Annotated in this window: 14 protein-coding genes; 8 read left to right on the top strand and 6 right to left on the bottom strand. The window is 32.2% G+C overall.

What is annotated here, in order from left to right:
* Window positions 1-4: 4 nt before the first annotated feature.
* Together DFR85_RS17975 and DFR85_RS17980 are read right to left on the bottom strand one after the other, a co-directional pair.
* Complete coding sequence (locus DFR85_RS17975) at window positions 5-925, bottom strand: 2-oxoacid:ferredoxin oxidoreductase subunit beta (protein WP_110269476.1); 921 nt, start codon at window positions 923-925, stop codon at window positions 5-7.
* Window positions 912-2,804 (bottom strand): 2-oxoacid:ferredoxin oxidoreductase subunit alpha, encoded by a 1,893-nt coding sequence (locus DFR85_RS17980; protein WP_110269477.1) that lies wholly within the window; start codon window positions 2,802-2,804, stop codon window positions 912-914. The genes DFR85_RS17975 and DFR85_RS17980 overlap by 14 nt, the downstream gene beginning before the upstream one ends.
* Before the next feature lie 177 nt (window positions 2,805-2,981).
* Between DFR85_RS17980 and DFR85_RS17985 the strand changes: the two genes are divergently transcribed.
* The 3 genes from DFR85_RS17985 to zfx1 all read left to right on the top strand — a co-directional run bounded on the left by DFR85_RS17985 (window position 2,982) and on the right by zfx1 (window position 3,906).
* A complete protein-coding gene (locus DFR85_RS17985; protein ID WP_110269478.1) occupies window positions 2,982-3,278 on the top strand; it encodes a hypothetical protein in 297 nt (98 codons plus the stop codon).
* Between the two features lie 55 nt (window positions 3,279-3,333).
* Window positions 3,334-3,468, top strand: coding sequence for a hypothetical protein (locus DFR85_RS32100; RefSeq protein WP_281351057.1), 135 nt, complete (start codon window positions 3,334-3,336; stop codon window positions 3,466-3,468).
* Between the two features lie 123 nt (window positions 3,469-3,591).
* On the top strand, window positions 3,592-3,906 hold the full coding sequence (gene zfx1, locus DFR85_RS17990) for a zinc-containing ferredoxin Zfx1 (RefSeq protein WP_110269479.1): 315 nt from the start codon (window positions 3,592-3,594) through the stop codon (window positions 3,904-3,906).
* A 17-nt stretch (window positions 3,907-3,923) separates the two neighbouring features.
* Here zfx1 and DFR85_RS17995 read toward each other — a convergent pair whose 3' ends face one another.
* The gene (locus DFR85_RS17995; protein ID WP_110269480.1) at window positions 3,924-5,063 is read right to left on the bottom strand and encodes an MFS transporter; all 1,140 of its coding nucleotides are present in this window, start codon (window positions 5,061-5,063) and stop codon (window positions 3,924-3,926) included.
* A gap of 281 nt (window positions 5,064-5,344) precedes the next feature.
* Here DFR85_RS17995 and DFR85_RS18000 point away from each other — a divergent pair, with 281 nt between their 5' ends.
* Together DFR85_RS18000 and DFR85_RS18005 are read left to right on the top strand one after the other, a co-directional pair.
* Complete coding sequence (locus DFR85_RS18000) at window positions 5,345-5,755, top strand: DUF3211 domain-containing protein (protein ID WP_110271762.1); 411 nt, start codon at window positions 5,345-5,347, stop codon at window positions 5,753-5,755.
* 77 nt (window positions 5,756-5,832) lie between these two features.
* Window positions 5,833-7,140 (top strand): glycosyltransferase, encoded by a 1,308-nt coding sequence (locus tag DFR85_RS18005; protein ID WP_110269481.1) that lies wholly within the window; start codon window positions 5,833-5,835, stop codon window positions 7,138-7,140.
* Here the strand turns inward: DFR85_RS18005 and DFR85_RS18010 are convergent, their stop codons facing one another.
* Window positions 7,141-7,983, bottom strand: a complete 843-nt coding sequence (locus DFR85_RS18010; RefSeq protein WP_110269482.1) for an SMP-30/gluconolactonase/LRE family protein — start codon at window positions 7,981-7,983, stop codon at window positions 7,141-7,143.
* Window positions 7,984-9,061: 1,078 nt separating this feature from the next.
* On the opposite strand from DFR85_RS18010, the gene DFR85_RS18015 reads away from it, so the two are divergent.
* Entirely contained in the window at window positions 9,062-9,634 is a 573-nt protein-coding gene (locus DFR85_RS18015; RefSeq protein ID WP_110269483.1) for a hypothetical protein, read from the top strand.
* Window positions 9,627-9,962 carry a transcriptional regulator gene (locus DFR85_RS18020; protein ID WP_110269484.1) on the top strand — a complete coding sequence of 112 codons (336 nt, stop codon included), beginning with the start codon at window positions 9,627-9,629 and terminating at the stop codon, window positions 9,960-9,962. Before DFR85_RS18015 ends, DFR85_RS18020 begins: the two co-directional genes overlap by 8 nt.
* On the opposite strand, the gene DFR85_RS18025 is transcribed toward DFR85_RS18020, so the two are convergent.
* Together DFR85_RS18025 and DFR85_RS18030 are read right to left on the bottom strand one after the other, a co-directional pair.
* On the bottom strand, window positions 9,957-10,712 hold the full coding sequence (locus DFR85_RS18025) for an ABC transporter permease (RefSeq protein ID WP_110269485.1): 756 nt from the start codon (window positions 10,710-10,712) through the stop codon (window positions 9,957-9,959). The genes DFR85_RS18020 and DFR85_RS18025 overlap by 6 nt on opposite strands.
* A gap of 1 nt (window position 10,713) precedes the next feature.
* Window positions 10,714-11,526, bottom strand: coding sequence for an ABC transporter ATP-binding protein (locus DFR85_RS18030; protein WP_349290775.1), 813 nt, complete (start codon window positions 11,524-11,526; stop codon window positions 10,714-10,716).
* A 142-nt stretch (window positions 11,527-11,668) separates the two neighbouring features.
* Here DFR85_RS18030 and DFR85_RS18035 point away from each other — a divergent pair, with 142 nt between their 5' ends.
* Window positions 11,669-11,848, top strand: coding sequence for a hypothetical protein (locus DFR85_RS18035; protein WP_110269486.1), 180 nt, complete (start codon window positions 11,669-11,671; stop codon window positions 11,846-11,848).
* Window positions 11,849-12,528: the final 680 nt, after the last annotated feature.

A 12,528-nucleotide genomic window follows, 5' to 3' on the forward strand; every position in this document is an offset into this window, starting at 1 on the left:
AAAATTAAATTTTCTTTTCCTTTAATATATCGTCTACGGAAGTTATCAATTTTCCGTCCTTTTCTATTTTTGCTTTTGCAGGATAATTATCTTTATAGCTAGGAGCTTGTTGAAGTATTCTTTCTTCATAAATTGGAACTAACTCATTTTGATAGAATATACCTATAGGTATCCTAGTTCCCCACTCTAACGATTTCTGCAATGCTTTACTCATTTTTTCTCCTTCTTCTTCAGGAGATTTTACTATAGGATCCCAATCTTTTTCTGAACTCAAATTATATATTCTCTTATCATAGAATTCCTTAGTATAAACGTCATTATATGTTGGGCATGGTTGTAAAACGTCAATTACTGCTAAACCCTTATGTTTTATTGCTGCTTTTATGAGCTCTTTTAATCCATTAACGTCGTAGGCGTATCCTCTAGCTACGAATGTATATCCTGACGCTAGAGCTAAAGCTATAGGATTTGCATTATCGCTTATGTTAGGTACTGGAAGAGATTTAGGCTTATCTCCTCTTCTTAATGTAGGCGATGCTTGACCTTTTGTTAATGCATAAACTCCATTATCATGAATTATAACTGTTATATCTGGGTTTCTCCTTCCAGCATTTACAAAATGAGCTGCTCCTATACCTAATCCGTCTCCATCTCCAACATTGACTATTACTTCAAGTTCAGGGTTAGCTAATTTAATGCCTTGCGCATAAGCTAAAGATCTACCGTGTAATGTATGAACTCCAGATACTGGAATTCGCATAAAATGAGGAATTTTTCCTGAGCAGCCTATACCAGATACCATAATAATCTTTTTAGGATCTTCCCCCAACTCTTGGATTGCTCTTTGCTCAGCGTTAAGAAGACCAAAGTTTCCACAGCCTGGGCACCAATCTGCCCATTCTAATTTCCAGTTAGGCCCCGCCATGTAACACCACCTTTTTCTCGTCGTTATTTATAACTGCCTTTAAACCTTCTTTTACTTCATCTCTTCCCATTGGTCTACCATTCCATTTAAGTATATAGTGTGTAGCTTCTATTCCAGTATATAACTTAACAACCATAGCTGCTTGCCCCATGTAATTTCCTTCTATATCTATAATTTTTTCCTTATCTAAAAGTAGTTTTCTAACTAGATTTTTAGGAAATGGACTAAACATTCTTAGTTGAAGAACAGAGAATTTTATTCCTTCACTTTTTAATTCTTCCATAGCATCTAGAACAGGTCCCTTAGGAGATCCCCATGTTATTACTATATTTTTAGAATCAATATCTCCAAATGTCTTTATTCTATTCTCTTCTGGTATTTCTTTGTCGGCAGTTTCCAATTTTTGCATTCTTTTTGCGTACATTTTCTCTCTATTCGTAGAGGCTTCTCTAATGTGGCCCATTTCGTTATGTTCGTCTCCAGTGTAAAACATATATGTACTACCTAGAAACGCTCTAGGTGAAATTCCATCTTCTGTAAATTTAAATCTCTCATATTCATCTCCAGGGTTCTCAACTATTTTACCTCTTTCTGCATTTAGTTTTTCCATTTCTAGATCATCTATATCGAAGACTGAATATGCATTGGCGATAGCTTTTTCAACAAAATGAATTACTGGAGTTTGATATTTTTCTGCTAAACTCAAAGCCCAAACAGCGTCTTGAAATGCTTCTATATGATCTCCTGAGGCTAAAACTATTCTAGGAAATTCACCATGACTTACATTCATTACAAATAATAGGTCGGCTTGAGATGTCCTTGTCGGTTGACCAGTAGCAGGACCGCCTCTTATGTAGTAAGTTATAACTACGGGAGCCTCATCCATTCCAGCCCAACTTATTCCTTCTGTCATCAACGAAAATCCTGGACCTGATGTAGCGGTTGCAGCTCTAGTTCCAGTTAAAGATGCACCAATTGCCATATTTATTGCCGCTAATTCATCTTCTGCTTGCAAAACAACTATTGTTCTTTTCTTTTTATCTCCTGTTTCTGGATCTATATACCAAACTTCTTGATGAGCTTGTATATATGTGCTTTCATCACTTGCTGGAGATATTGGATAAAAACTTTGAAAACCTAATCCTCCATAAATTTTTCCTATTGCTATAGCAGTATTTCCATCAAGCTGAACTCTTTCTTTCGTCAATGGAATTTCTTTTAGTTGAAACATTGGAGACACTTGGGAAATACCCATTTCTGCAGCCATTGTATTGAATTTAACAAAGGTTTCATTTTTAAAAACATCTTTTATTGCTTTTAGTAAATACTGTTTATTTAAACCGAAAAGACCATAAGAAGCACCTATTGCTGCAGTGTTTTTTGTTCTCTCTACTACTGAAAGAGGAACTTTAACTTCCTCTGCAATTTTTCTTATTATTTCATCGTAATCTATTCCTATTACTGTTATTCCTTTACTTTTTACATAATTAACTACATCTCCTATAGTTGTATCATAACCATTTTGTTTAAGTACATTTATAGCTTCATCTGTAATTTCCGGTTCCATACTTTGAACATATTCTGCCTTAGTATTTAGAAGCCCTTTATTGTATATCAGTACTTTTTTCACTTCTGTAAAGTGTTGAAATACCGTTTCTGCATCAAAAGTCGCCAAAATATCGGTTGTAAATGAAAAGCTTCTTACTCTCTCATCGCTTACAGTTAGTGCAAAATAGCTATGCCTTCCTTTTATATCTGAATAATATTCTCTATTTCCATATATATAGTATCCGGCTCCTGCAATGGCATTACCAAAGACTAAAGCTGCAGTATCTACTCCTGCACCTTGTGCTCCTCCAATTAGCCAGTTTATCTTCATTTCACTTTATCTATCAACTCCTTACTATTTAAAGGATAATCATTATTAAGTGTTTAAAAAAGGTTTAACAATGTTAATATGTTTTTTCTAACTCCTTATTCTAATTAAAATTATGTATTTATATACCCCTAAAATCGAATAGGGAATTTTAAAATATTCTATATTGACATTACCGTCATGAACGAACTTCACTCTCTATGGGGAATAGTATTGTTAGATAAGAAAGTTAGGGTCTCCTTAGAGAAAATTATAGGTCTGCTTATAGAATTACATGAAAAGGAAGAAATGACGCTAGAGGAATCCAGGAAGATTATAGGGGATAAGGCATCTCATCCAATTATTATAAGAACGTTGGAAAAGCTTAATGTTTTAGAAAGATATAGATGTGAAAATAGATATTGTATAAAACTTACAGATATAGGAGAGAAAATCGTAACTGCGTATAATGAGTTAGACAAATCCATTATAGAGTGACTATTTTCTCTTACACTAATAAGGAATTTATATAATACCACTTTTATTAACAATTATGCAATTGAATATATTTATTCCAGATCCGTTATTTGAGGAAATAAAAGCAATATCAAGGAAGAGAAATACTGATATAGGGGATTTAATAATAGAGGCTTTAGAATATTATGTTGAGATTTCTAAATATGATTAATAAATATTATAAATTAAGAAAATTAATAAGCTTAAGTTAACTCTTTTTACCTTAATTTTCTTCCCGAATATTTTTGGGGTAATATTCTTTTCATATATTTTCAATATATAGCAAGGTGATTAGATGGGTATTGATCCAAACTTCCGAACGTCTAAACAAGTAGTTGGGGAACATGAAGGGCATAAGGTTTATGGTCCAGTAGAACCACCTAAAGTTTTAGGAATTCACGGAACTATAGTAGGAGTAGATTTTGATCTATGTATAGCAGATGGTTCTTGTATAACGGCTTGCCCGGTTAACGTATTTCAATGGTATGACACACCTGGACATCCAGCTTCAGAGAAAAAGGCAGATCCAATAAATGAACAAGCTTGTATATTCTGTATGGCATGCGTTAACGTATGTCCAGTAGCAGCAATAGATGTTAAACCACCCTAAACGAATAGAAGTTTATGTTATCCCTTAATTTTTTCTAATGATAAACCTTTAGTTTTTAGTCCGAATATTCCTAGAATGCTTCCAGATATTATAGCTGTTAAACCTACAATTGTAAAAGCTAATATTACATCTTGTTGATAATACAAAGATAAAATTATTGGGCCTATAACTCCACCCAAGTGTCCTATTCCATCTGCTATTCCGAAACCTAAAGTTCTTATTTTTGTAGTTATATTTTCTGCAGTGTATGTATACATTACTGGGAATTTGAATCCTTGTAGGAACATTATTGTAAATCCTATTCCTAAGAATGAAATTCCAGATAAGAATGGCCAACTAATAATTAGCACACCACTTAAGAAATTTGTTAGAAATGACGTTAGTTTCCTTTCTATCTTATCGTTTACTATAGAAGCAATTAATACTCCTAATGGATCACCATATAATATATATGTAAAATAAACTGCAGTGTTGTTAAAGCCTTTATTTCCAATTAGTGAAAAAATAGGATCTGAAAAAAGTGCATATCCTGCAAAATAACTAAAAAACCATGCTATTAGAAAGAGCAAGATGGTATTATCCCACTTGAATTTTTCGTTAGATTTCTTTATCCAAAGTTTTGACTCTGGTAAATAAAATCTAAAAAATAAAGACGGAATGGCTATTGTTACTCCTGCTAAAAATAATAATTTCCAATATTCTTGACCAGCTAATACTGCAATTGGACCAACTACAAGACTCATTAGAAAACCAAAAGACTCAACAATACCTATAGTTTTTCCTCTGTTTTCCACCATTTCTGAAATATAAGAAGGTACTGTAGCAACTTCACCTTCTATTCCCATTCCTATTATAAATTCTGATATAATTATCATAATAAATGATAATGATAAAAGTCCTATTACTGATCCTAAAGAAATTAATCCCATTGATAATATTAGTCCTTTCTTTCTTCCCCACTTAGATGCTATGTATCCATTAAAGCTACCTCCTATAAAATAGCCTAACATTTCTGCGCTTAAAGGCAAACTAGAAAGATCTGTGTTTACATTGAATATTTTTGATGCATAATCAACTATATATGGAACATTGAAAATATCCCAAAAAGACAAGGATGTACCTAACGCTAATAAGACTAAATATCTTCTTTCTAGCATATTTGTTTATACTTTTTAAACATCTTTAAATTTATCGTATATTTTCTTTTAATTAAACGCTTAGCATAATCTCTATAAAAGACTATTAATCTTAATTATGGGATTTTAAGACGAAAATTTTGTTAGAGTTACCAGTGAATAATTTATTGTTATATTTGATAATTTAATTTTACTTAAAATTTTCATTATAGTATTTATAAATATAAGTTCTTATCTTACTTAAAATTGCTATTATTAATAAAAAGATAAGAATAAAAATGCCTTTAATGCTAATTATAATTATGTTAAGAATAGTTAAATCTATAAAGACTAAGCATGATAGGAATTCATTGATTATTATTCTCTCTGATCCTTCTTTTATTTTACCTAGGATATTTCCTCCTATAAAAAGCGTCGAAAATAATAATAGTTCATTTATAGCTAAGGGTAAATTCTTATTTACAGATTTTTGTCTTAGAGGAAATGTATATTCTTCAATTGATAATATACGGTATATTTTTACATTGAAATCTGGGAATAAAACAGGTAACGGTAAGTTAGAATTTCAATTTACAGAAAATATTAACATAAGCTTTGAATATGATGGATGGAGAGATCTAATGGCTAGAAATTTTATGTCTAAATGGGTAAATGATTTTCTAGATAAATTAGACGAAGATATAAGAATGGAAAGAATAAGGAGAAAGATATAATTTTTTGTTAATTTAATAGTTAGTTTTTAACATGCCAAATAGTAAGGTATTTAACTTAGAGTAAGGAGAATGAATTAATGAATGAAGAGAATTATATAATTTTTCTTACCATCTCTTTGCTTATCGGATTCATATATTTTATGATAAATTCATATTTTGCTGTATCATCGCCTAAATTATTACCTAAAAAAAGTTATGATCTAAAAAAAGTTACCGCTATAATACCAGTATATAATGAAGATCCGGATCTTTTTGAAAAGGTTATGCAAAGCGTATCAGGAATAAAAACTATAGTAGTAGGAGACGGTTGCTTAGAACCATATTATTCCATAACTAAGAAATATGAAGGAGAGTTTATTTACATCAAAAATAGATCGGGTAAAAGGAATGCATTAGCTCAAGGATTAAAGAAAGTAAAAACTGAATTTGTATTGTTTTTAGATAGTGATACTATACTATCTGAAGGATCATTAACTCATATGTTAAGTCTCATGGACGAGAAAACTGGAGGAATTAGTCCAAGAGTTCTTATGATTAATAATAACAAGTACTCTTACTATTATTCAGAATTTTTTGAAAGAATGTCTGAAGTACTTCAAAGAGCCTTAAGTAGAAGAGGTAAAGTAGCAGTATTATATGGCCATTGTGCATTATATAGAGTTGATTTAATTAAAAAAATAGTTCTATCTAAAAATTTTACCAACCCTCAAGTGCTAGGTAAAAGGCTAACTATAGGTGATGATAGACAATTAACAAATTTTATTTTAAATAGTGGTTATAGAGCAATAATCGATTATGAGTCTACAGCTTTTACTATGCCTCCTGAAGATATCAAAGGTTTCGTAAATCAAGTTATAAGATGGACAAAATCTAACTATTTCTATTTTATAAGTGACGTTATTCATGGTACTATTTTCAAAAAAGGCACTTTATATATATTTAATTCATTTTACACTAATGTACTTCCGCTATTATTCATAGTATTTTTATTGCTTGATTTCTCGCATGATCCTAAAAGTTACATGTATGAATTATTTGAGTATCCTAAAATTCTGCTATACGTGATTTTCAGAATTATGGATTTTCTGGCATCAATGCCTATACTTATAAACATATTATATATTCATACTTCTCATTCATTCCATGGTACTCCTATACATTTATTCTATAATGGGCATAAGTTGCACGTAAAATTTCTCACGACCACTATTCATATTCTCAGTTCTTTATCATCATTACCTTTTGCTTTTGCTATGTTTAAATTAGTAGAAAGAGACAGATTGAAAATAATTATATTAGGTTCAGTAGCACTAGTCGTTCAATTTTTTGCTGCATTTTATGCTTTATTAACCTTATGGAAGCAGGATAGCTGGAGGACTAGATAGTTATATTTTACAATAATTTGTTTCAGTCCCTCTATAATTTGTTTTTTCATAGTACAAATATCCTGCATTTTTATCTGGTTCTTTTAAATGAATCTTAGCTGTAGTTATATAAAGTATATTCAAGTTATCTCCTCCAAAAGTTACAGAAGTTACATTTGGTGTAGGTAGTTCAACTTCATCTAGTATGTCACCATTATTTGGATCGCATCTTAAAACTTTCTTTCCTCCAAAAAGAGCTACCCATAGTTTTCCTTCAGAGTCTATAGTCATTCCATCAGGATTTCCATTATATTTAGAAAGATCTATGGCTACTACCATATTTGATAGATAACCTTCATTTATGTTAAAATCAAACGAAAATACCTTTTTTGTGGGAGAATCTATAAAATAAAATTTTTTATTATCAGAACTCCACGCTAATCCGTTAGATATTGTAGTTCCATCAAGTACCTTTTTATAGTTTTTGTTTAGATCCAAAACAAATAATCCTCCAGTAGGATATTTTTCCTCTAAATTCATTGTGCCTATCCAATATCTTCCTAAAGCATCACATTTACCGTCATTGAATCTGTTTCTAGAATCCCAATCCTTAACTTCAAAAATTTTATGAATATCGTTTTTCTCGAAGTTTATAGAATAAAGTCCGTGTCCTGATGTGGCTATTATATTTCCATTTACATGAGGCTGTATTGAACTAACATAGTTCTCTAAAACAATTTTTTTATATTCTTTTCCCTTTAATCTATGTATTTCTCCCTTTAGAATGTCTACCCAATATAATGAGTCCTTCACCCATATTGGTCCTTCATAAAGCTCTCCACTATAAGGAGATATTTTATCCATAGATTTACTATGCTAATATATTAAAAATATTTTATCTTAGAGTGCTAAGAGAGCGAAATTTCCCTTACACTAGGAGTATACTAGAAGTTTCATAAAATCCTTGTTAACGAAGCGAGTACGAAATAGCGAAAAATAATATAAAAAACCTTCCCAAAGTATTGTCGTCAACTAAGTGTTACTTTATCTCAAGGATTATCTTCTTATTTCTAATGCAGTTCTCTTTGTCGTGAACTGCCACGCCCTAACGGGCGTGGCTTCCTGCTTCAAAGCCGAGGCTTGCCAAAGGTAGAGGTCTCAGCTCCACAGGCACTAAGGGTCGTTCCGACCCCGAGCACTAATGTGAACCCACAGTATCCCAATATGGGACTGTTGAATGGAGTAGAGGCGTACCACATAGACCCTCGCTTTAACCAAGGCGTCTCGGTGACGCTTACTCCGTCAGTGACTGCCATTAATAGAATATTTGAAAAATACGTATTTAAATGTAACTACAAAGGGGGCTCCTACGGCGATTTTCACGAACAACACTCCTAAACAAGAAGACAAGCCTTACAAGAGTAAAACTTTTATAAAGAGAACAAGAAAATAACACAAGCCGAAAGTGAACATGGGGATAAAACCCCGTTGGATAGGCTGGCTATACGTCCCCGCGATCTAACATGTGGGACAACATCCCGAGTAGGAGCGTGCAAAAATTTAAGGGGACGTTCTCATAGTTAGTTCGCACTATCTCCTAACAAAATTAACAATACAACGCGTATTATAGAAAAATTCAAGAATTAGAAAAAGAGTATTACACATACAAAGTGAAGATCCTAAAGTTAACCTCTATCGAGTGGTTTCCTCGGCTCTTCAAGCTATCGCCTAGCCATGTTAGAGGCGAAGCATGTGGAGCCTATCCATCTCCACCCTTACAGATGGAGTCTTCCGCCCCCTTTGAACCCCTTGTTCAGATAAATTTTAACTAAGTTTTCCATAATCAGTTTAATAATACTATAGTATACAGTTTTCTAAAATACTGACATGGATCTTAGTTTTCTTTAAAATATAAATATATAGCTATAAATAGTTTACATAAATGAGCCTCCAAGTAACTGTTAAAGAAACAGAGAAGAGATTAAGTAAGATTTACTCTTTAAAAATAAGGAAATATTTATCAATAATATATTTATCAATTGGTCTATATTTTCCTATAGTTTACACTCTCACCGTATTTCATTTTAATTCTTTCATCCTAAATATAGTGGAAACTAGTATTTTCCTATTTATAGTAGGGTTTTGTATTTATCTAGACGTGAAGCTAAGCAAAGCTTTCACCATCCTACGAAAGCTACGTAATGTAACTCATACAAAAAATAAGGATAAATATTCCTTCTCCTTTTCTTCAATAGCATTTTTAGTAATTACCATCATAACAGCGTTATTTATAAGATCTTACTTACAGTACGTGATTCCCTTCGCTTTCCTAGAATATTATCTCTTTAACTTGTTTTTTTACCAAAGAGTTCACGCAAATGTAGAAGACTGGATAGTAATTGTCTCTACAATAAGTCTAATTTTTATTCCTCTAGATCAGCTATTCTTATCAATATTATTCAGTGTGAGTTGGATTACCGCAGGAATAATATCACTGGCGAGACTTTATGAGTGACGAGAAATCAAAAGAAATAGGTGAAATTCTCAAGTTCGTAGCTTCAAGTCCCATCTTTTCATCACCTATAAGGCTAACCATTCTTTTGGCGCTTGCTGGATTTAAAGAAATTAACTTCACAGATTTACAGAAAGCTCTAGAGGTAAATAAATCAACGTTATCAATAAACTTGAAGGTTCTGGAGTCAGAGGGAGTAATACAAATAAAGTATAAAATAGACAGGAATAGACCTAAGCAGATTATAATAATAACCGAAAAAGGCAAAGAGATAACTGAAAAATATCTATCAATGCTAGAGAAATATAAAAATTTCTTGACTAATTTATAAATGGACTGAAGATTCGTCCTTAATTATTAAATTACGTCTATATAGTCTTTGTGATCTCTTGTTTATAATAGTTAGTAAAAATGATATCATAACTGCTCCCAGACTCCATAATAATGAGTACGCGTTACCCTCTAGAGAATAATAAATTGATTGAGATACATAAGTGCTGGGTTCAAGAAAGACCAAATACCTATATGGTAGAGGAATAAAAGATAAAGGATAATAAACAGGAGCGAAGAAAGTTAATGCAAAACCCAAAACGTTAGAGTACTGACTCACCTCGTATGGATTTTTAATTACTGAGGCCAGTGTCATTCCAAATATAGAAGATAATGCTATAGAAGAAGATAAGGCAATTATAATTAAAGGAATAGATTTTAACTGTATATTGTATATAAGTACTCCTATAGTCAAAATAGTTAATATAGGCATGATATCTAAAATTATCTGTGACAATGCTATACTAATACTGTATAATTCCTTCCTTACTCCTGCATCTAGTATTAATGAAAACCTGCCAGATTCAATTTCATTAGCAAGATTATTCGCTACGGCAGTAAAAGTACTTATGAATAGATAAGCTGTAAGAGTGCCAGATATAATATAGAGTCTGTAAGAGTTAGACACGAAAGACGCAAATACTAACATAAATCCTAATGGAAATAGTAGGGAAAAGAACACGTAACCTAATGCATAACTCTTAGCTCCCTTTATCTGCATTACTACTATATAAAGTATTTCCCTTAACATCTCACTCACTTTGGAATATTTGTAGATATATATCCTCTAGACTTGGCGTTTTAACCTCGAATTTACCTTTAATTGACATTACTATATCCTTGACCTTGTCCCCTCCTACCTTGTATACTTTATTATTAGTATAATCTATGACCTCATACCATTCCGTGAACTTAGCCTTTATCTCCAACGGAGTACCTGAAAATATAACTTTCTTGTTCAGAAAGTAAATCCTATTAGACAACTTCTCTGCTTCATCTAAATAATGAGTAGTGAGAAGTATACTTTTACCATTCCTTTTCATATCGAGTAAAAGATCCCATATTTTCCTTCTTCCCTCAGGATCTAATCCGGTAGTCGGCTCATCTAAAACTAGAAGTTGAGGGTTGTTAACTAGCGCCATTGCAAGCAGTAACTTTCTTTTCATTCCACCAGATAGATCCCTAGCTATTTTCATCTTCACATGCTCTAGGTCAAGCTTTCTGAGTAACTCTTCTATCCTTTCCTCTAAAGTTTTCTTATTAACCCCCTTTATTCTCCCTATGTAAAACAAATTATCATAAACTGTTAACTGAGTAAAAGGTCTGACTTCTTGGGGAAGTGTGCCTATTTTCTTCTTCACTTTTACGTCAGTAGGTCTCTTATCTAAAATCCTTATTTCACCTTTATCAGGTTCAAGTTCTCCATAGATTTGTTTCAATAAGGTAGTTTTCCCTGCACCGTTAGGTCCAAGTATAGATACTATTTCATTCTCTCTAACTGTCATGGATACTTCTTCATTAGCCACAATTTTACCATAGCTTTTCCAAACGTTGTTTATCTCAATTAAATCCGTAGCTTTACACCTAGATTTAAAGTATGATTTTCAATTAGTTTAAACTATAGCTATAGTTTACTGTTTTAAACTTCAAACCATATATAATGTTAAAAATCTTAAAAATGGCATATCAATTAGAGGACGCAAAAAGATGATAGGTTTTAGTTTATATTCTATTAGAAAATTTGAAAGATATGAATTTCCTACAAATAGAAGATATTCAGATTTTACAGACTTTTATATAAATGGCAATTGTGGTTGCTCTACTGAACCTATGAGTGCCGCTACTTTTCCAGTGATGGTAGCTAGACATGCAAATATTTGTACATAGAGGAGGATACTGAGATGTCTTATAATGATTTTTTCCATTTAATCATTTACATCTATATACCAATACAACTACGTTAATTATAGATCTATTATCAATATTAAGCAATTATATATCATCTTTGCAAAATATTTACAAATTAACTCTTGAACACCTATTATCTGGTATCCCCAATTTAATTTTAACAAGTATAAAAAATGATGAAGACAATTTATCTTAACAAGGGGTTCAAAGGGGGCGGAAGACTCCATCCGTAAGGGTGGAGATGGATAGGCTCCACATGCTTTGCCTCTAACATGGCTAGGCGATAGCTTGAAGAGCCGAGGAAACCACTCGATAGAGGTTAACTTTAGGATCTTCACTTTGTATGTGTAATACTCTTTTTCTAATTCTTGAATTTTTCTATAATACGCGTTGTATTGTTAATTTTGTTAGGAGATAGTGCGAACTAACTATGAGAACGTCCCCTTAAATTTTTGCACGCTCCTACTCGGGATGTTGTCCCACATGTTAGATCGCGGGGACGTATAGCCAGCCTATCCAACGGGGTTTTATCCCCATGCCCACTTTCGGCTTATGTTATTTTCTTGTTCTCTTTATAAAAGTTTTACTCTTGTAAGGCTTGTCTTCTTGTTTAGGAGTGTTGTTCGTGAAAATCGCCGTAGGAGCCCCCTTTGTAGTTA

The organism is Acidianus brierleyi (assembly GCF_003201835.2).
Lineage (GTDB): Archaea > Thermoproteota > Thermoprotei_A > Sulfolobales > Sulfolobaceae > Aramenus > Aramenus brierleyi.